16 protein-coding genes are annotated in these 21772 nt (G+C 35.4%); 2 read left to right on the forward strand and 14 right to left on the reverse strand.

All coding sequences use genetic code 11. The features are described from left to right. Positions 1–618: 618 nt before the first annotated feature. On the reverse strand, positions 619–2103 hold the full coding sequence (locus tag IGL28_RS07740) for a hypothetical protein (protein WP_241546300.1): 1485 nt from the start codon (positions 2101–2103) through the stop codon (positions 619–621). A 2127-nt stretch (positions 2104–4230) separates the two neighbouring features. Here IGL28_RS07740 and IGL28_RS07745 point away from each other — a divergent pair. Continuing rightward, positions 4231–4377 (forward strand): putative holin-like toxin, encoded by a 147-nt coding sequence (locus tag IGL28_RS07745; RefSeq protein ID WP_081186522.1) that lies wholly within the window; start codon positions 4231–4233, stop codon positions 4375–4377. Between the two features lie 236 nt (positions 4378–4613). On the opposite strand, the gene IGL28_RS07750 is transcribed toward IGL28_RS07745, so the two are convergent. The 5 genes from IGL28_RS07750 to IGL28_RS07770 form a co-directional block, all read right to left on the reverse strand. Continuing rightward, complete coding sequence (locus tag IGL28_RS07750) at positions 4614–4805, reverse strand: hypothetical protein (RefSeq protein ID WP_010718919.1); 192 nt, start codon at positions 4803–4805, stop codon at positions 4614–4616. A 595-nt stretch (positions 4806–5400) separates the two neighbouring features. Beyond that, entirely contained in the window at positions 5401–6096 is a 696-nt protein-coding gene (locus tag IGL28_RS07755) for a hypothetical protein (protein ID WP_241546301.1), read from the reverse strand. Between the two features lie 227 nt (positions 6097–6323). Then, positions 6324–7076, reverse strand: coding sequence for a restriction endonuclease (locus IGL28_RS07760; protein ID WP_010718916.1), 753 nt, complete (start codon positions 7074–7076; stop codon positions 6324–6326). A 641-nt stretch (positions 7077–7717) separates the two neighbouring features. Then, positions 7718–9088, reverse strand: coding sequence for an MFS transporter (locus IGL28_RS07765; RefSeq protein ID WP_081127441.1), 1371 nt, complete (start codon positions 9086–9088; stop codon positions 7718–7720). 165 nt (positions 9089–9253) lie between these two features. Then, positions 9254–9784 (reverse strand): PadR family transcriptional regulator, encoded by a 531-nt coding sequence (locus IGL28_RS07770; protein ID WP_128427583.1) that lies wholly within the window; start codon positions 9782–9784, stop codon positions 9254–9256. A 274-nt stretch (positions 9785–10058) separates the two neighbouring features. On the opposite strand from IGL28_RS07770, the gene IGL28_RS07775 reads away from it, so the two are divergent. Beyond that, entirely contained in the window at positions 10059–10436 is a 378-nt protein-coding gene (locus tag IGL28_RS07775; RefSeq protein WP_010718913.1) for a YccF domain-containing protein, read from the forward strand. Between the two features lie 175 nt (positions 10437–10611). Here IGL28_RS07775 and IGL28_RS07780 read toward each other — a convergent pair whose 3' ends face one another. The 8 genes from IGL28_RS07780 to IGL28_RS07815 all read right to left on the reverse strand — a co-directional run bounded on the left by IGL28_RS07780 (position 10612) and on the right by IGL28_RS07815 (position 21742). Beyond that, on the reverse strand, positions 10612–10923 hold the full coding sequence (locus IGL28_RS07780; protein WP_241546302.1) for a hypothetical protein: 312 nt from the start codon (positions 10921–10923) through the stop codon (positions 10612–10614). Between the two features lie 21 nt (positions 10924–10944). Further along, entirely contained in the window at positions 10945–11670 is a 726-nt protein-coding gene (locus IGL28_RS07785; protein WP_241546303.1) for a family 20 glycosylhydrolase, read from the reverse strand. 17 nt (positions 11671–11687) lie between these two features. Beyond that, the gene (locus IGL28_RS07790) at positions 11688–13040 is read right to left on the reverse strand and encodes an alpha-L-fucosidase (protein WP_010718911.1); all 1353 of its coding nucleotides are present in this window, start codon (positions 13038–13040) and stop codon (positions 11688–11690) included. Next, positions 13009–15246, reverse strand: a complete 2238-nt coding sequence (locus IGL28_RS07795) for a glycoside hydrolase family 3 N-terminal domain-containing protein (RefSeq protein ID WP_081127438.1) — start codon at positions 15244–15246, stop codon at positions 13009–13011. The genes IGL28_RS07790 and IGL28_RS07795 overlap by 32 nt, the downstream gene beginning before the upstream one ends. Further along, entirely contained in the window at positions 15239–18313 is a 3075-nt protein-coding gene (locus IGL28_RS07800; RefSeq protein WP_438843941.1) for an alpha-mannosidase, read from the reverse strand. The genes IGL28_RS07795 and IGL28_RS07800 overlap by 8 nt, the downstream gene beginning before the upstream one ends. A gap of 72 nt (positions 18314–18385) precedes the next feature. Next, the gene (locus IGL28_RS07805) at positions 18386–19825 is read right to left on the reverse strand and encodes an ABC transporter substrate-binding protein (RefSeq protein ID WP_034866998.1); all 1440 of its coding nucleotides are present in this window, start codon (positions 19823–19825) and stop codon (positions 18386–18388) included. Between the two features lie 16 nt (positions 19826–19841). Then, the gene (locus IGL28_RS07810; RefSeq protein WP_010737756.1) at positions 19842–20759 is read right to left on the reverse strand and encodes a carbohydrate ABC transporter permease; all 918 of its coding nucleotides are present in this window, start codon (positions 20757–20759) and stop codon (positions 19842–19844) included. A gap of 14 nt (positions 20760–20773) precedes the next feature. Further along, the gene (locus IGL28_RS07815) at positions 20774–21742 is read right to left on the reverse strand and encodes an ABC transporter permease (RefSeq protein ID WP_438843942.1); all 969 of its coding nucleotides are present in this window, start codon (positions 21740–21742) and stop codon (positions 20774–20776) included. Positions 21743–21772: the final 30 nt, after the last annotated feature.

Here is a 21772-nt window from a genome sequence, read left to right on the forward strand (position 1 = left end):
GTTTCATTCATTAAACTAAATTCTCCTTACGTCGAAAAGTCGTACCTGTTTTCGACCTTCTTTAAACGGTGTTCAAGCGATTGCTTCTACGGAATTAAGTTCAAAAAATTCAAAAATATGGAAAGCTATTTTCGATTTTTCGCTCTTAATTCTTGAAGCAAACCATCGCTTTCACAACCTCTCATATACGCATACTAACCGTATTTTCCAAACAAATCCACTAAAAAATCCAAGAATCGACTTCTTGGACTAGTTTTTCTTTGGTTGTATTGGTTACTTGGTTATAAATTTCTAAAGTAGTTTTCATGTTGGAATGACCCACTCGCTCCATGATCGCTTTAATCGGAACGCCTGCTTCTGCCAATAAAGAGATATGAGTGTAATGGTAAAGACAGTAATGTTTATAAAGTGACTAATCAAAAAAGACCAGGCACATGGTAATTCAACAAGTATCTCCTCAATTGCTGAACTTATTAGCTATTTCATTCTGTCTTTTATGTTGTATGTACGTTTTAAATCTAATTCTTTTGAACATTCGTTTCTTTAGGTTTATCCATTTGAAAAATTTCTCTGCATCACTTGATACAACCTCTGGGGGTTTACACACTTTTTTATAGACTACCTTTCAAAAGTTGACTCTCGTTTAGTTCTTGAAAATTCTTCGTTATTTTTTATAGCAGTATTTGCTAGTTTTTCTGAAAGAGTAGGTTTCATTGACTGGCCTCTTTTATTTCTTCTGTTATTAGATTGTTCAAAGTTATTAATGAGTTTATTGTATTCATCAGTATACTTTGTTGCTAACGAGGGGCTTAATTTTCCTTTTTTTACAAGCAACTCTATACAATTTTTCTCATTAATTATTGCATATTGAATATTCGTTTTTTCACACTTTAATGTTGGAAGGATGATATTCTCAAAAATATTAAGATTTTTTTCTGTCTGCTGAATATCACTAGGAGACATTTTCTTATTCGAGCGTAACTGTAAATGGAACTCATTAATTTGTTCACGTAAATATTTTATATTTTTAGTTGCCATGTTGAAATTGTTTGAAAGATCTTCAAATCTTATTGCTATAGATTCTTCTTGTGGAGAAAGAGTAGGTAGCGCTGTTGTAGGTTTATTCGTTATTTCAGGCATACTTATCGTTGTTTTATAAGCGCTACCCAAATGGGTTCCTTTTGATTTTGTAGACTCTTGTGAAAAAATAGTAGGACTTTCTGTTTCAAGAGAATGCACTGCAGGGGTTCTCAGGTAGTTTATCTCATTTTTTAGGAATCTTGTTAGCTTTCTACAATTCGCTAAAAAACTATTGGCCTCCCTTTTTTTGTTTTTTAGATTGTCTAAGTCCATTATGTAACGAAACTCATATTCTTCTACTTCTGTTCTATTCTCTATTCCATCATTTTTTAAATATTTTTCAAGCGATTCCAACTTCTGTTCTGTCTTATTCACAAAAGTTTTTAAATCATTCCTCACAAGACGTAATTCTTTGCATAATTCTTCAGACTGCTCACGGTATGATTTTAATAGATTAATTTCTGCAGGTTTTTCAGTAATATATCCGTTTAAGAGTTTGATAAATTCTGACTCTTTTTCCACTAGTTGATAAATTGCTCCGTCATGAGCTTTTTGATCCTCGAGATGCTTTGAAAATTCTACATCAATTTCTTTTGATTGTTTAGATTTTTGAGCTGAATAGGGGTTTGGATCATCGACTTGCATTTCGTCTAATAGTCTTGAGGTTTGGTCAGTGTTCATCACATTATTGTGTTTCGAGTGTCGAACTTTGTGTGGATGAATTTCATCATTTTTTTTAGATTTTTTTTTAGATATTTGAGCTGAATAGGGGTGTCTTGGATCATCTCTTTGCATTTCGTCTAGTAGTCTTGAGGTTTGGTCAGCGTTCATCCCATTGTTGTATTTCGAGTGTTGAACTTCGTGTGGATGAATGTCATCAGGTAAAAAATTAATTCTATCCAAGTTTTCTACATACGGATTTCGTTCTAATTCCCTTCCTTGATTTTGGTGTCCTAAACTACGTGCTTCATTTGCTATGCTCGCCACACCAAGAGCAGCAGTAATCAGTTTACCTATTTTCATATAGTATCCATCTCCTTTTCATTTAATGCTTTTTACTTATCCTATGGAAAGTAAAAAGCTAGACAAAAAACACAACAACTATAAAATCTATGCCAAACAAAGAAAATGCTTTCTAGTCGTCGCAAATGTAGAGTACCACAACGACAATTTAATGCCATAAAAAGTTTCATTTGGATGTGAGACATTATCTTTAACACATTTTAATAGTCACAGTCATATCTACGTTTAAGATATGACCTTGTTCAAACCATTTTTATCCACATTAACTAATTTTTATTATTTACTGCTTATCCCATTAACTATGTACTTCATCATTTCTTTTGTTTTTTGGCCAACAATTGTTTAACCAATCAGCGATAATTCTGTTGTCTTTTTTTCATGATTTTATGTAACAATTTCTTTATTGCTTATGATTATAACGATGTTTTTTTTAATGGCTTACGATTATTTCATATCCCCAAGCATTGAGAACAAGTATTACAATTCTCACATAAATAGGAAAACGATAAATAATAAATATGTTAATCAATTCAAAAATCACTAGTAATATTAAATATTGAACAAATAGCCATATTTTAGATAAATAATTCATATAAAACACCAGCCAATCAAGATTTCTTTACTTTATTGGCTGCGTACACTTATGATTACTCAACAATCAATATTCGAACCCCTTTTCATCCTGGTTGTTTATTTACACGAATAATCATTCTTTTACTTGTATGAATCGTAGTTCCGATAGAACCAGTAATAGCTTGAGCTATCCTAAACCTACATAATGTACAATCACTGCAAGCCCAACAGTTTTTGCAGTAGTCGCAATATAAGAGTTCAAATAAATATCTTTTGTTTCGTTATTGAAATTAAATACTTTATTTACCCTAGCCCTAAGTAGCTCTTTTCTTCTTTGTAATGCTATTTCGCTAGCAGTAAAAATTGTATATGGATCAATTCCTTATTGTTTCAAAATAGTGATTAAATCGTCAATATTTAAATTAAATAATTGCCTGAATCCTTCAGTAAGCTTTTATTCAGTAATAGTTCTGTCTATTGATTGATTCAACGAAATTTCTGTATTTTCATTAGCAAATACATTTGATCCTATCGAGATTGATGGAGTAATAGAGACAACCAAATCAGATGTAAGTAATACTAATTTTCATTTAAAAATATGTATCCTCCCAATTATTTTATTTGTCTTATATGACGATACAACTGTAAACTAATAACGATGTTATTAGTTTACCTCATCATAAAAAGCGTTTTTAAAGTCATAACTGTTTGAATTTTTTAAATAAAAGAACTAATTTTAGTCAGCCAGTTACAGTAATGGCAGATATGCTCACAAAACGAGATATGGATATACGCAGAAACCTTTTGTTCTGCAGGATTGGTTGTTTCATTGATTTTTGTTCCCCTGAATCTTATTTTATTTTGTTTCTTTCTTATGTTATAAAGCAACTTTAATTTTTCTTATTTGACTAAATAACTTTAACTTCCATCGATTCTAATATACTTACGTTTTCACGGATAAAAAGTTTTTGTTTTTCTCCTTTTTCTTGATTTTTTTTCAGTTCACATTCCCTCTTGGTTTCTTATTTTTAAGCAAAAAAATAGACCTAATTATACTTGAAATTTCAAGAAAATAACTAGGTCTATATGCTATATATAGTTGAGACAGCACAGTTTATGTGGTGGCTAATCCCAATAGAAATAGGGTGAGGCCTATGTTGATTTGTAACTTGCTCCCTAGAAAGGATAAGCTTGTCTGTTTTTGAAGCGCTAATGTTTGCAATAGCTTTTGTAGCGTTAGTTCTGACAGTCAGCAATCACAAAAACGACAAAAAATAACCGCAATTTACACTTAGGCAGTTTAACGGTTATTTTTTGTAACTATAATTAAACTGAGCCACCGTCTTAAACGGTGCTGTCAAAAGGGAACTGTTCGCGCAGTTCCTTTTTTCATGCTCATTATAGCATACGCTTATTCTGCTATTCAATTTCCAAAACAAAAGAACAGTTGTTTTTATTTTTAAGGTAATAATAACAAATCCTATATGCTATAATCAGTTATGACAGTAAAGTTTAATGACGGTGGCTATCCAATCTGGAAGTGAGGTGGTGCTTATGCACATAATCTCAAACTTTAGAGAAAGGAGACGCCTTTTGTCTGTGGAAGCAGCGTTAGGGCTAATGATCAGTTTTGGATCTTTGATCGCAACACTGATTTTTGGCATTCTAACCTTAGCCCACAAAAACGACAAAAAGAAGTAACCGTCACTTTAGCGAGAGATTGGTTACTCCTTTTTGAGATAACTATATAACTTGCCACCGTCTTTAGCGGTGCTGTCAAAAGGGAACTGTTGACGCAGTTCCTTTTTTCATGTTTATTATAGCATACCCTTTCTCTTTTGTTCAATTGTTTCATTATTCATCATTTAATCTTTCATAAACTCATCATTTTTCACACTACAAAAACGCTTCTTACCCCGACACTTTATTTCAGTAAATTATTTCTTATTTTTCTTTACAACAACTATCTGCCCGATAATCAAAATCAACGTTACTCCAAAGCCGCTTCTTAGAAAGTCTCGATTCAGTAAATATTCGATAAAAATACCTATTAAACTGGCTACTAACGCCACAATGATAATACTAGCGTATGGATGGTTTTTCGTATACTTTTTCCAGTTTTTATACAAGAAAACTCACTCCTCTATATTATTCCGGCTATAGCTATTCCAGCATCATTATAGCTAGTTCTCGTAGGAAACCAGCCTAACCTTTTTTAATTCTATCTTATTTTCTTGAAAATGCTGTATTAAGCGCTGATTCTAAAGTTGCTCAACGTAAATCAGAGATAATCTTATAGTATTTTTTCATGATGTTCTACCATAGTTTTTTATAGTTAATGTTTTAAAAAACGTCTTATGATTATTTCATATCCCCACCCAATGAGCATAAGTATGCCTATTCGTAAATAAATAGGAAACTGACAAATAAGATATGTGTTAACTATTTCAAAAATGATTAATAAGATTAAAATAGAAATAAATGACCAACTTTTAGTGATATACTTCATCTAATATCCCTCTCTTTATGAATTTATTCCGCGCACTCTAGCCTTAGTCGTATTCCAGATATTTACTAATAAGTTGACCCCATATCATTGTGAGGATGAGTTTGAGCTTTAGATTGAATATAACCTATCTCTAAAATGACGGTTTTACTATTTTGGAACAGATTAGGTGCTGTTTATTTTTCTATTGATTGAGTGAGACACATAAATACCGATTTTCAACGTTTGGTCTTATTTATTTTGATTGTCTTCATATATTCTAATTCTTTTTTTACATGAACAAGCATATAATAATCTTCAACATAAAGGCTTTTTACTAATATAAATAAATTATTCGATTTAAAAATCCCAAAAATGAATGTCAGTGGAAAAAGACTGATTAGAAAAGTACTAAAATTTATACTGCCTTTCTCAAAAAAATTTTGGATGAGATAGATTGTAATGGGAAAACACGAAGCTACGATAAAGTTTTGGTAAATACTTAACATACTGGTTCCGTGGTTTTCTTTCTTTTTGATCAAGTATTCCACATCAAAAATCAATTGATTGATACTTCGTTCGTCGAGCATTCTTTCGGCTTTTCGTTTATATAAATAATTATGGTATTTTTTAGGACGACCATGCTTTGTTCGATATCTTTTATAGTAACAGAATAACAGAAACGCAGTCGCCACGATGAATTGGTAAAAGATTGTTTCAATATTATTATAAGCATGAGTATTTCCAGTTAAATATAAAAAACTACTACCCAAAATAACTAGAATAAATAGCGTATTAATCCATAGGCTAAGAACATATAAAAACAGATAAAAGGGTTTGATTACCCACATGTTTCTGAATGAACTTGCTTCTCGATAGATATCCGTATAAAATTTCATTGCTTCAATTTGCTTTACTTTGAGTATTTTTGTCATTTATCCATTCTAGAGTCCTTTCTTAATCACTTGTTTGAACTGTTTATTCTTTCTATTGAAAAATTGACGGGGAATTATTCCCAAGTATGGCTGCATCACATATTTTTTGTGGATTTTTTAAACTATAACGCTGTCTTAGCGTCCATAGTATTGACTAGCATTCAATCGAAGTATCACTGTATTAGTATATGTAGAGATTTTGGAAAAAGAATCGCTGACTAATGCAATCATTCCGTTGTGTTGAACTTTTCTGTATGACCACAATGTAAGGAACATGCTTTAAATAGATGGCCGGTTTTTCCATTCCGACAATTAATTATGATTCCTTCGCTACATTTGGGGCATATTTTTATACCCATTGGCAAAGAATTTAAAAGCTGAAATTTTAGCATCGTATCTGGTATGATTTGATTTAATAATTGTAATAACCCGTAGCGATCATACCACTCGATTTCTTTTGCTTTTTCATTTTGTTCAATTTCTTCATAGACCTGTTGATAAAAAAATGAAGTGGTGATAAACATTTTTTTATCCCAATTTTTATTTGAAATTCCTGAAAAATTAGTGATATCTTTACGTCCAATCAGTGTCGGTGTGGGTTTTGCGTTTAAGCGATTGGATTTTGCTTGTACCGCGATCCGCTTTTTTTCTTTCGTCAAAATTAAATCGACACCCCCATCTCCCACATACTTACGATGATCTTTGACATAACTTTTCTTCGTTATCTCAACCCCGTATCCTGCTAATCGGAAAGCTGCTGCTAAAAATTGCTCAAAATGTTCTCCTTGCCTCACTCGATCATCTTGGCTACTACCGAAATCTTTATCCATGTCACTTAAAAAGTCGATTACGATCTTCTCATCTTTCTTTTGCACAAAAGACGTTTTTCTTATTTCTAAGTATTGTTTGGAAACCACTTCTTGGGCGCTGCTTTCCAGTTGATTGGCTTCTTTGAATTTTTGTAAGAATTTAAAAACCATTATTTTCTCCTCTCGCTTATCGATCTGACAATTACATTGTAAATCAATAACAAGAGTATTAATTTGTTATATAATAAAAATTTTTAAATAATTTTTATTAAAAGAATCAATCCGTTGATACTTCGCTTACTAGAACTATTGTGAAGATTACAGATTTTTTAGGCATTCTCGTTGATTATCATTGATTTGAACTATCGTTTACTGGGTATCATTCCTCTCCTATACTCAAAGAAACTTTATCAAAAAGGCTCGATTATATTTTAAGGAAAGCTAACTTGTGTCCGAGTCACACAAAGGATTTTTCCTATTTGGAAAGATTGGATTGTTACTTGTTCTTGTGTTGATCAAAAAATCAGAATAGTCATTCAGAGTTTTTAGCCAATTACTTAAAACAATTGCTTGTACTGACTCGCTAATCTATGATCCTTGATTTGCTTATTGGTAATAGAGTTGGCGTTTGTTTGAATCGAAGTGTCGTTATTCAACTTACTACCAATGTGGCTTTTCGATAAAACGCTACATAAACTAGCCCCTCGCACAATCAAGTCAGCGAAGGACTAGTTTTTTAGTAGATTTTTGATTGTAAAGTACCCTTAGTTCAAATCTTTCTTCAATAAATCTACCTGTCTACTATTTTAGGTTTATTTCTTCATTGTCGCTATGCCCATTGTTTGTGGAATTTTTAGGATTTCAATGATTGGCAGAAGCATTAGTGCTCCTAAAACCGCAAAACCTAAGCTATAAGCCAGTGGGATCGACAATTGGATTTCCAATAAATGGATCACCAATGTAATAAATGATACGCCTAACCCTTGAGCTAAAGACTGGACAACTGTATTCAATGTATTGGCGCTATTGCGTTCTTGTGGTGGAATTTCTGATAAACTTAATCCCATAAACGCTGTGAGTGCAAGCGAGCGTCCGATTCCTGAAGCAAAAGCTAGTAACATGATAATCGCTGGAAACGTAGTTGATTCAATGAAAAACAAACAGAAAGAACTACTCAAAATCATGAGGAATGATGCAATCAATGCCCCTTTGTAGTTAAGTGAGCGAATAATCGATGTCGTGAAGGGTTTGATCCCAATATTTCCAATAAAAATGAAAATAACATAACTTCCTGCAACGACTGCTGACCAATGAAAAATATTTTGTAAATAGATCGTCAACAAGTATGGCATCGCTCCGACAGATAACCATAGGATTGCACCACTAGTTTGGCCGATTCTAAAAGAAGTCTTTGATAGGGCTTTTAATGAAAATAAGGGTTGTTCGACTTTATTTAAATGTTGATATGTGAACAAAAGAAATATTATTCCACTCACGATACACACAATTCCTGCTATCTCAAATGAAAGACCGTCTCGTGAAGATAATTCTGCACCGACTACCAGTAAGGTGGATGCCGTTGCCATTTCCAAAAAACCGAGCCAATCAAATTTATTTTTGATCAGGTCATGGTCTGACGGAATCAATGAATATCCTAGGATCAAGATCGACATACCGATTGGCAAATTGATCAAAAAAATCCAATGCCAACTTAAATAGGTAATGATTGCTCCACCCATTATAGGAGCGATCGCAGGTGCGATTAATGCTGGCCAAACAAGATAACTCGTCATTTTTAATAGTTGATCGACTGGCGTTTTTTCAAAAACGATCAATCGTGCAGTAGGTGTCATCAACGCTCCAGAGAAACCTTGTAACATTCGCATTCCTAAAAGAACCCCAAAACTAGGCGCAAGGGCGCTCCCTAATGAACTAATGGTGAATAGGAAAACAGCCAGAAGCCAGATTTTTTTCTTACCAAAATAATTGGCTAACCAGCCACTCATTGGGATAAAAATCGCCACTGTAACTAAATAGGCACTGATTAAAAGTGAGATTTGCGACATACTTGTTGAAAAAGTGGTCGCCATTTTGGGTAAAGCTGTTGTAACGATCGTACCATCTAATATTTCCATAAATAAACTCATTGCCATTACTAAGGCAATTTTGATTTGTTGAGACATGTTCTTCCTCCAAATATCATCCTTAATATATCTTTTAGATATATATTTTTTTGTATAAAAGAGACTGTAACTAATAAAAAGTTACAGTATCGTTGCTTTTTTATGACGTTTAAAATCGACCTGATGTTAAGAACTGTCACGTTTTGTTCTACACCATGATCATGCTTATTCTTCCACATAAGGCAGTTCTGATAGAAAATCTTCTGCCCACTGGATTGCTAACTGGGCTTTTCCAAGTAATAATTCTAATTTTTTAGTCGCATACCAATGATCAATTTTTTTTACTTCGTCTAATTTTTTTAAATAGCCCTTGATTTCGTCAACCGTGACTTGTTTTTCACGTATGTAGACCATTAACAATTCTTTTTGTTCGTCTAATGAGAGATGTTGCATCGAATCGAGTTTGATTAAATAAATTTCTTCTGTATGAGCGCCACTGGGAACGTCTTGTTTCATTAATTCAAAAAATCGTTGACGTCCTTTATCAGTAATACTGGCAGTCTTTTGTGTACGGCCTTCTTCATTAACAGTAATAGTGATTAAGCCATTTTTTGCCAACTTGTCTAACAATGGGTATAAAACACCAAAACTGACTTTGCGATTTTTGCCTAAAGAAGCCTGCATTGCATTTCTTAAGTGATAACCATTTTGTGGTGATTCCATCAATTCTCCTAGAACAAACAGTTCATTCATCATGTTTCTTCCTCCTTATCTATCTTTTAGATACAAGAATAATATATCTAAAAGATGCATAAGTCAATCACTTTCTTTATTTAAGGTAACTAAGCAAACCCAGTTTGCGATTCACATTCTTTCTGTTCTTAGTTCACCATTAAATAACTATTTTTATATATAATTAATATTAAAAAACATTTATCCAAAACAAAAAATACATAATTAAATAACTTTAATAAAGGAACTCTAAGAACCATTACATGGTATAATGGGAAAAAATTTAGTAGGTGTTAAAATGAGAATGTTAGGAAACTTGATTTGGTTTATTTTTGGAGGCTGTATCGGTGGGATTGGTTGGTTTTTAGCAGGAGTCATTTGGTGTATAACGATCATTGGTATTCCAATCGGGTTACAATGTTTTAAGCTGGCAACTCTTAGCTTTTTCCCATTTGGTAAAGAAGTGATTTATAGCGATAGTGGGACTTCTTTAATTATCAATATCATCTGGTTGATTATCAGTGGACTCCCATTAGCGATTGCCCATGTGATTAGTGGTCTTATACTCTATATTACGATCATTGGTATTCCATTTGGTAAACAGTCGTTTAAATTAGCTAAATTAGCGTTGATGCCTTTTGGTACGAGAATCGTTCTAACCAGATCTTATTATTGATCAGATAGTTAAGAACCTGGTAACAATTTCTAGATCTAAAAAAGCCGAAGAATGTCAAAAAAGAAACAATTTTTGAAATCTTCGGCTTTTTTGTTTGGACAACTTTTAAGAAACACCAGGATCAATTATTGAAGACAACATCAACTATAGATTCACCTCTTTGATCACTGATTGTTCATATTGTTTCGTGCCAGATGATTTGCTGTTGTGCAGCTAATGGTTCTTTAATCATTGTTAAGACTTCCTCTTCAGTCAAAGCATCAGGGTAGTCACTCCAGATAGCAAAATAGGCACCTTGTACTTTTTTCATTTGTTCGTTTGTTAATCGTTGATTTTCAGGAAATTGATCAATCGTCCAGTGGTCTTGAATCTTTTGAGCTGTAGGATATTTATAACTGGCACCTTCTCCTAAAACAAAATAGAAAAATTGATCGTTGACATTGATCAATTGATGGTCACGAGTGAGAAATTCCCCCACAGTCGCCATTGTTGCTTGATGTTTCGTCCATTACGTAATTTGAATAGAAGGTTTTAATTTACTTTTCATGAGCAGTCCTTTTTTATAGACACCATCATTCCAAATTCTAGCTTTTTTACCTAATGTTTCGACATAGTCTGCTAACTCATTGATGTAGTCGATGAAAACATCATACTGACGAGTTGGGTCGTGGTATTCAGCGATTGCTTGTGCTTTTAGTGCCGGATATTTATCCAACTCTGAAAATTCAATGTATTCGTCAGCCCCTAAATGGAAATAATCGGAACGATGAAATAACTCTGCATATTCTTTTATCATCTTTTTGATCATGGCGACCGCATCTTTTTTGGTGATATCAAGGGCTCGATTAGTCGGAAAAATCAAAGAATCTTCGCCTTCTCGCTCCATTTGCCATTGTGGATAGATTGCCAACAACCGTTGCAAATGGCCAGGACTATCAAACTCTGGAATCACAGAGATCCCCTTTTGCTCCGCATAATCAATTAATTTCGTCATTTCCTGTTTCGTCAAAAATTTTTCTGATGTGATTTCTGGAATTGTTTCGCATTCCAGCCGAAATCCTTCATTATCAGAAAAGTGAAGTTGCAAAGCATTCATTTTCAATGAAGCCATGTAGTCTACAAGTTTTTTCAGAAAATCTATTGAATAAAATTTACGTCCAATATCTAAAATCACGCCACGCTCTTTTAAAGAAGGTGCTTTTGTAACAGATATTGGCTTGTTTGATTCATTCATCAAGTAGCATCCACTCCTTATTCTGCCATTAGTTGCCAACAACCAATGCCCTCTATCGTTTTTCCTGGTACTAAAGTTTCTGATCCCATTACCTGATTTTTTTCAGACAGTTCTTGAATGGTAAAGTTTCTATAATCCAATCCTACCTCAGACAGCAATAAAGATGAAGCGTTTTCTTTATAAAAAAAGTAATAATCGCCATTTTTCTGGGTCACATACCAGCCTTCAGGGGAATCAAACGGTACTGCTCTTGTCTCATAGATTCCTTCGCCATATTTTTCCAACCAATCGCCTAGTCTTTCTAAAATCGCTACCGCTTCTGTAGGTAACTCTCCATTTGGTTTCGGTCCGATGCCTAGTAGTAGATTTCCTCCTTTTGCAACGATCTGGACGAATGATAGAATAACTTCTGCTACTTCTTTATATTCATCATTTGGCCAATAGCCCCAATTTTTGGTTAATGGGATATTGCTTTCCCATACTTTGACTGGTGGTTGTTCAGGTATTTTTCTTTCTGGTGTCACATAGTTCTCATAGGCCCCGCCAATGGTTCGATCGACAATCAAGAGATCTGGCTGAGAATGCCTGACTTCACTCGCTATTCTTTCCATATCGAGTTGTTCATTGCCCTGATTCACCCAGCCTCCATCTAACCATAAGATATCAAGTTGGCCATAATTTTGGCTAATTTCAGTGAGTTGATTCGTAACAAACCGATCATATTTCTGCCAGACTTCAGGCAACTCTTTTGGGTCATAATTTGCGTATCGCCCAGTCGCTTCTCTTTCTGGCAACCAATAATAAGAGCTATGCCAATCTGGTTTTGAATAATAAGCACCTGTCGCTAGTCCTTCCTTTCTAAAAGCGGTGACAACTGCCTTAAAAATGTCTGCTTGAGGCGCTTTATGGTAGGGACATGTCGCTGCAGTTACTTTATAATCCGAATACTTTGTATCATACATTGTAAAGCCGTCATGATGTTTTGTTGTAAAAATCATGTAGCGAAAACCAGCTTGTCGGCACAGCTTTGCCCACTTAGTTGGTTCAAACTTATAAGGATTGAAACTATGGATCAACCCCCAATAATCTTCTCGTAATTCGACCATGTTCGTGCGCCAAGGTATTTTTCTTGCCCAGCTGTCTTCTTGTGACAATTGCCAAGACTCTACAATACCGGGAATACTATACAGCCCCCAATGAAAGATCACGCCCAGTTTTTGATCTTGAAACCAATCGAGTTTTTTTTGGATATTAGCGGGTAACTCTTGGTAATGATCTGTTTCGCTTTGATGGTTTTCGACAATGTCTTTTCGCAGCTTACGGTCTTCGTTTTCCTGTTCAACTGCGGATACACCATGTGCTTTTTTCATGATCATCAACCTTTCTAAATAATTGAATACTTTGTTTAAAGGTAACTGTTTCAACTGTCAAATGAACTTCTCTTGGCAATACTTCTTTAAACGTTTCATCTAAATAGTATAACTGTTCTTTTGTTAGGATAATTTCAATCATTCGTTCTTCCAATGGGGTTAGATGTACTTTTTTAAATGCGAGCAATTCTTTTTCTCGTGGGGGAATAAAACCTTGTTGTTTTTTCCCGTAAATTTGAATCGTCTCTGCTCCACTATGATTACCTGTGTTTTTCAATCGACAAGAAACCTTAATCGAATGATCTTGATGATCGGTAAAGAGTACATCGGTCAATTCAAACGATGTATAGCTTAAGCCATAGCCAAAACGATAGATTGGCTTTTTAGGATAATCGGTATACGTTTCTTTAAATTGAGTATTTCGATAGTTATAATAAACGGGTAATTGACCTGAATGCTCGGGAATCGTAAACGCTAATCTACCATTCGGATTTTTTCCAAAAAGAACATTCGCGATCGCTTTTCCTCCGTATTGTCCTGGATAGCCAGCGAAAAGAATCGCTGAAACATATGGTTCAATCGCTGAGATACTATGAGGTCGGCCTTCAATCAAAACGGCAATGACTGGTTTTCCATGTTTTGCTAATTCCTTGACTAGTTTAATTTGGCATTCCGGTAGTTCGATCGAGGCTAGGTCAATGTTTTCTCCACTAGTCATTTCTTGTGATCCCTGTAATGCAGCGCCATTTTTAGCAAAAGCCGTTGAAAAATCTCTGGCACTGGACCCACCTAAAGTCACGACAATGACATCTGCATTTTCAGCTACTTGATTTGCTTCGTCTAGTCCTTGAGGTAGATCAGTTGTGATCTGACAGCCTTGAGCAAAAGCCAATTGGGTAGTTGAATTTGCCGTGTGCTCTTCGATCCCCTGCAATAGATTGCAACATGATGCTATTTTTTTAAAAGGCGTGTAATCACCTAATAGATGATAGATATTATTCGCAAGAGGTCCTACAACTCCAATTTGATTTAATTTCTCTTTTTTCAAAGGTAATATATTGTCATTTTTCAACAATACTAGACTGTCTTCTGCCAAAGCTGTACACAACGTTTCTTTTTGTGCCGAAGTAAAAGAAACTTTCGGTGAACTTTGGCTAGAGAAAAGACCTAATTCGCTTTTCAACTCAAGAATTCTTAAAACAGAACGATCAATCACTTCTTCACTTACCAGCCCAATAGCCACTGCTTGTTCTAGATAAGGAAACACCTCGTCCCATAAGCTAAGATCAACTCCACTAGAGATGGCTTTGGCTGCAGCCATTGATGGATCGCCACAAGTTTCTGCCACTCGATCTAATGCACAACCATCGGCCATGACGATTCCAGAAAACCCGTATTCTTCTCGTAAAATTTCTTGTAACAAATGGGGATTCGTGTGACAAAATACCCCATCAATATCGTTATACGCTGCCATACAGCCTTTTGCGCCAGCTTTAATTCCTGCTCGAATAGCGGGTAAATGGATTTCCCTTAACTCACGCTCTCCGATTGCCACTGGACCAGAATTATGTCCTCCCATGACGTTTCCTTGACCAGCCAAATGTTTTAACACAGCTTTAATTTTTTGTTCTTTTTGTAAACCAGTTACAGCTGCTTGGGTAAAGGCCGCTGTTAGATACGGATCTTCACTAAAACATTCTTCTGTTCTGCCCCAGCGTGGATCTCTTAATAGATCTAAAGTCGAAATCAGTCCAAGATGAGCTCCTTTTTCTTGTAACTCAGCAGCCACGACTTCCTGCAATTGTTGATAAAGTTCGGGATTCCAACTACATCCCACTGAAAAATTCGTTGGCAGTGTGGTGGCTTCTAAGGCTTGATGCCCATGGGGACATTCTTCGGATAATAAGACCGGGATTTTTAAACGGGTTTCTTTTTTCATGTATTGTTGAATCATTTGACTGACTTCTTGTGCCTCACTGGTTGTTAAACCAGTCAGCTCATTTCTTTCAGACCAAGGATCGGCACGAAATACCCCATAAATGACACCGACTGTGCCATATTTTTTCACTTCATTTTTGAAATAGTCCGTCAAAAAAAGCTTTCCATCTTTTTTTTCGTAGACTTGCCAGCCATACAATCGTTGATTCAATTGTCCAACTTTTTCTTTTAGTGTCATTTTTTGCAACAATTTTTGCAAATCACCCATCGTTCTGCTCCTTTAATTGGATTTTGAAGGTATGGATCTCGTAAGGTTTGAACACCACTGTTACCTCATGCTCACTGTCTAAAGCGACTGTTTCAATTGGATTTTCTAATAGATCGCAAATCTGTACATGTTGAATTGGCTGAGAAAATTTTAAGACCGTTGTTGTTTGGCGATTTTCAAATTCATAAGCTCGTAAAATGACGGACTCATCTTTTTCAGCTTTCTTTAAGGTTTCCATACAAATGTTTCGTTCTTGACAGGTCACCCACGAACCTTCTGGTAAAGTTTTCTGTTCTTGACGAACAGCCAAACAAGGGATATTTAATTGACGAGCTTCTTCTTGGGTCTTCGCTTCCTTCCACGTTTGAGCATGGCAATAAAGCGAGTAGGTGAACTGATGATTTCCTTGATCTGCTGTTTCATAAGGATCTGTGGCGGATTTGATCAATGAGACTCCTAAATGTTGGTATTGAGCATCAAAGCCATACTTTGAATCTGTCAATAATGAAATCCCATAGCCATCATCGGATAGATCGACCCATTTATGTCCACATACTTCAAACTTTGCTTTGTCCCACGAAGTATTTTTATGCGCCGGTCGTTGTAGATTGCCAAACTGGATATCATAAGTTGCTTGATAGGCATTGACAGGCACTGGAAACTCTGCTCGAAGGAGACTATGATTTTGCTGCCAATCAACCTTCGTTTCAAAATCGATTCGTGCTTTTCCGTGAATCAAATGGATGTATTGCGTAATAGTCGAATCATAAAACTTTCTAACGATTTTCAATGTATCCCGAATCGGACCTTGATCAACAATCAATGCTTCTTGAATATCGGTAATGATTGTTGGTTTATTTTTATAGTAAAAATCAATGTCCCATGCATCATAATTTAAAGGCAGATCTTCGTAAACCAGTAGTTCGTTCACTGCTTTCTTACCAGCGATTTCTCGTTGGTTCTTTTTATCGAATGCACTGATCATACGATAGTGTTCGTTGAATAAAAGACTAAAGTCTTGTGTCTCGTATTGTTTAGTTAAAGGAGTGGTTTCCGTTTTAGTCGTGACTTCACGATCTGATTTTACAATAGTGTAATAACTCCCACCGAGAGCAGGTAAATGATCGAATCGTCCTAAGAATTGTCCATCATACGTTTTTTGGCTGACAATCGACTGACCTTGATGTTCCAGACATTCTCCTGATTCCAGTGGTAATGGAACGATGACTTGTTCACTTACTCCGCTAGGGTTGAACAGATAAAGAAACTGTCCTGCATCGTGACTTGGCAACACTGTGTCAATTAATTGGTTCATTTCAGTGAAAAGTTCGTGATAATCAATATCTGTCTGATCATAAACTTCTTTGATTCCGCTTCCTGGAAGAATATCATGGAATTGATTTAACAATAATTGTTTCCATGATTTTTCCAACATTTCAGCTGGATATTTTTCTCGGGCAAAGATACTATATAATTTTTCAACTGTCTGTAATAACGTTTCACCAAATCGATTGTTGCGCTTGTTTTTCCCGATTGAGGTGTATGTTCCTCGATGGTATTCAAAATACAGTTCTCCGAGCCACTCTTTTTCCTGATGCTTGACCATTTTTTTGGAGAGTTCTTCAAAAAAATCAATCGCTGTGCTTTCAATGACTTGGGGCATACTTGGCAAACCTTTTTTCATGCGTTTCAACGTTTCCAACATGTCTCGTGTTGGTCCTCCGCCACCGTCTCCATAACCGTAAGCGATCAGAATACTGTCATTGACATCCTTATCTAAGTAGCGTTCCCAACTTCCTTTCACCGTATAAGGATCGAGTAGTCCATTGTAAGTCGTATAATAAGGTGTCGGGCTATAACCGTCACTGATTGTCGTAATAAAATGAGTTAGCGCTCGGCTACCATCGATTCCTTGCCAAAAAAAGCTGTCATAAGGGATCTGATTGAATTGATTCCAAGAAAGTTTTGTTGTCATGAAATAGGGCGTGTTTGTTTTTTTCAAAATTTGCGGTAAAGCTGCAGAATAACCAAAAACATCTGGTAACCACAAAATTTGACTTTCTTGACCAAACTCTTCGCGTATAAATTGTTTCCCATAAAGAAATTGACGGACCAATGATTCACCTGAAGCAAGATTACAATCTGCTTCTACCCACATAGCCCCTTCTGGAATCCACTTGCCTGCAACAATTTTTTCTTTGATTTTCTCATATAGTTGCGGATAGGTATCTTTGATCAATTGATACATTTGTGGTTGACTCTGAATGAAAGTCAGTTCATCATATTCCTCCATTAATTTCAATACAGTCGAAAAACTACGTTCTCCCTTTTCAACCGCCTGCATCACTGTCCATAACCAAGCCAAATCGATATGTGTATGACCAACAACCAAGGCACGAGGAGCATTTTTTACTAAGCCTGTTTGATAAAATGCACGTTCTAAGTGTTCTTTTGCTTTCATTAATCCTTGATAATATTCTGAGCTATAAGGTTTATAAAAATTCAATTGATCAACTACTTGTCCTAATTCTCTTTCATAATAGATATAATTCGAGTCATGCTCGTTTAGCGATCGCCAACTATCCAATATCACGAACAAATCGTAATAGAGTTCATAAGTCAAAGGATCGATCAACCTTAGCTCAACCGTCAAAGGATATTTTTTTTCCTCCCGACCTGAAAAAACCTCGATTTGCAATGGAATCCGATCTCTTGAAGCATATTCTTTGGGTAACCGCAAAGTCGTATGGTTAACATCTAATCCTTGGATCAGCTGATCATCAAAATACACTTTTATTTGTGGGTTTGTCGTTGAATCCCATTCAGTTAGTGAAGAAAAGATTGCTAAATCGACTGTTTGATTTTGAAATTCATTTGGTAAACAGAGTTCTCCTGCAATTGTATAGTACTGATTTTTTTCGCCAAAATAAGCACCTCTTTCAAATTCTTTTGTCCCCGTTTCAGAATGAAAAACTAAATTCTCAACAGGTATCGCAGTTTTGATCATGTTCTTTTTTAACTCTATGATGATTCGTTGCACACGTTCAAATTCTAGTAATTTTTTCACACTATTCCTCTTTTCTAGTGAAAAGCCAGGAAACAACTAAAAAAATTGAGCTCCTGGCTTGTACTATCTGTATTATTTTTGTTCTTTTTTCCAACTATCATATTGTGTTTGCATTTCCGTGATAATTTCATCTAGTCCAGCCGCATTCATTTTTTTCTTCATATTATTCAAATTCTCTTGTGTTTCAACTGAGCCAGTGTTGATCAATGCTTTAAATTCTTCTTGTACGTTATTCAAAGCAGCAAGTTGCGTTGTCACAGCTTTCGTGTCAAAGTTGAATCCAAGTGCTGGGGATGCTTCTGCTTGCTCATTATAAGATTTCAACACTTCCCATTCGTCTGTTGGTGCACCTTCTTGGTGATAAAGATTGAAGTAATTCCCAAACATATAAAATGGCATCGTATAATTGCTATGAGCATCTAACCATTTGATTGTCTTCTCCCCAGTTTTTTCATAATGTGTTCCTTCAATACCATAGGATAAGAGATTCATCAATTTTTCGTCGGTATTTACAGCTTCTAATAGCTTCATCGCTTCTTTTGGATGTTTCGAGTTCGCACTGATCACCGTACCGCCACCCATTGCTGAAGCATTCGTCACAATTGAATCTACCATAGGCGTTACCACTACATCTTTTTTCACTTGGTCTTTGACTGTTGCTGTATCAAGTGGTCCCATCACGGTTGAAGTAACAAACCATTCTTTCCCAACAATATCGGTTTGTTTTGCCAGTGCTGCATCTTTATTGACATAGCCTTTTTTCATAAAATCTCTCACTTTTTCAACCCGTTCAACGTATGGTTTCTCAAAATAATAATTGACGATCTTCCCTTCATCTCCTTCAAGGTTGATCCCAACGGATGTTGATAATTCATCGAATTTATAAGGGTTTCGGTAACCTTCAGACATGTACCAAGGATTGATTCCTTCTTTTTCCTTGATCGTTTTGAGCCATGGTTCAAGTTCATCATAGGTTTTGATTGATTCGTACGGAACATCATATTTATCAACTAGTTCTTTATTAAAGACAAAATATTCCGTAGCAGCGATTTCTTTTTGCGCTGGTACCCCATATATCTTTCCATCAATGGTGGAACCTTTCCAAAAATTCTCGTAGATTTCAGCTTTTAATCCTTGGTTTTCATTATCAAGTAATTCTGTGATATCGTACAATGCGCCCTTTCGAGCATTGGTTAAATAATTAAATCCTCCTAGCCAAGAAGCAGTAAATGCGAGATCAAAGCTTTCACCGGCATTGACCAGTGCGCTCATCTTTTGGTCATATTCACCCCAGTCAATTTGATTAAGAGACACTGTGACATTATATTTGTCCTTTGTATACTTATTGACCGCCTCATTCACTTTTGCCACATCTTTTTGTGGAATACCCGTTATGTACCAAGTAAGATCCACCGTACCAGACTCACTCGCATTACTGGTTTTGTTACTTGAACATCCTGTTAAAAGACCTCCTGCTAATAATGCAGCTCCTAGCAATACAAATTTTTTCATTATTTTTCCTCCTATACTATTCTTTCACTGCGCCAACAGTTAAACCACCAATAAAATATTTTTGAAAAAAAGGATATGCAATCAAGATCGGTAAAGTAGCTACTACTACCACCGCCATTTTGATCGTTTCAGTGGGTAAAGCACCGGTTTGGGTCATCCCCATTTTTCCAGCATTGTTTGCAATAAATTCAATATTATTCTCCATTTTCATCAACAAATACTGTAACGGTACCAATTGATTATTATCGGTATAAAGTAATGCTGAAAACCAATCATTCCAATAGCCTAAGGTTAAAAATAAGGCAATGGTTGCGATACCTGGTAATGATAACGGAAGTACGATTTTAAAATAAATCAACCACTCACTGGCACCATCGATATATGCTGATTCAATCAATGCTTCTGGGACAGACATTTGATAAAACGTTTTCAAAACCATGATTGAAAACGTGGACATACACAAAGGTAAAATCAATGCCCAGATAGAGTTCCTCAACCCTAAAACATTCACAACCACAATGTAATTACCAATCATCCCACCGCTAAACAACATGGGTATCAAAGAATACCTTGATAAAAACCCTCGATAAGCGTAAGTCTTTCGAGAAAGGGTATACGCAAATGTCGACATTAAAAACACACCGATGACGGTCCCAATGATCGTAATGAAAATCGTTGTACCGAAAGCGGAAAAAATCGCTCCTTCTTCAAAAATTGCTTGAAACGCTGCTAGGCTCCATTTTTCAGGTAGCAGTCGGTACCCGTTTCGTTGGATCGATTCTGAATCAGTAAAGGCGATAATACAAACTAAAATAAAAGGAACAGCAGTTAAAAAGGTCAATATCCCTAAACCCAGACTAATCAAAAGGTTATTTTTTTTACTGATTCGTCCAAATCGGTTCAAAGATTCACCTAGTGTTTTTTTTGCTTCCACTCTTTTTTCCTCCCTTAAAAGATTCCTTGTGTTTTATCGATTTTTTTGACGATCATGTTGGTTCCTAACACTAAAAAGAAGCCAACTACTGACTGCAACAGTCCACCAGCAGCCGATAAACCGATATCTCCCATAGACGACAATCCGCGATAGATATAAGTGTCAATGGTTTGTGTCACATTGATAAGCGCCCCTGAATCTTTTGGCACTTGATAAAACAATCCGAAGTCTGTCCGAAAGATCCCCCCTACTGCTAAAATCGTCAACATAATGATCACAGGTTTCAACATAGGAATCGTGACATACCAGATTTGTTGGAATTTTGTTGCTCCATCAAGATTAGCTGCTTCGTAATAAGATTTATCAAACCCGCATATTGCGGCTAAAAAAATAATCATATTGTAGCCCATCGTTTTCCACATTTGTACAACGACTAAAATATAAGGCCAATACTTTGCTTGCATATAAAATTGGATCGGCTCTTTCCCAATACTTATCAAAAACTGATTGATAAACCCATTTGTCGGGTCCAAAAATGCAAATACGATATAACTGACAACGACCATCGAAAGAAAGTAAGGAATAAACATGACACTTTGATACAATTTTGATAGTCGCTTACTGAAAATTTCATTTAACATTAATGCAAGGATCAATGGCACGATGATTCCCATAACAATGAACAGCACATTATAACCAACCGTGTTGCGAATAATAAGGCTAGCATTCCCACTTTTAAAAATAAATTCAAAGTTTTTAAAAGCGACCCAATCACTCTTCATAAAACTTTCAAAAAAATTACCACTTAATCGAAAATCTTTAAACGCCACTAAAATCGCAAAAAGTGGAAAATAGGAAAATATCGCAAACCAAATGATTCCTGGTAAAGAAAGGAAAAATAAAGGTCGGTTTTTTTTAAATGTTTTTAACACACGATTTTCCTGCTTCTTTTTGACAAATGTTGCTGCTAATTTTTCTTCCATCCTGTTCAACTCCTTATCTACGTTTATCAT

Source organism: Enterococcus sp. AZ077 (genome assembly GCF_051714965.1).
Taxonomy (GTDB): domain Bacteria; phylum Bacillota; class Bacilli; order Lactobacillales; family Enterococcaceae; genus Enterococcus_B; species Enterococcus_B hirae.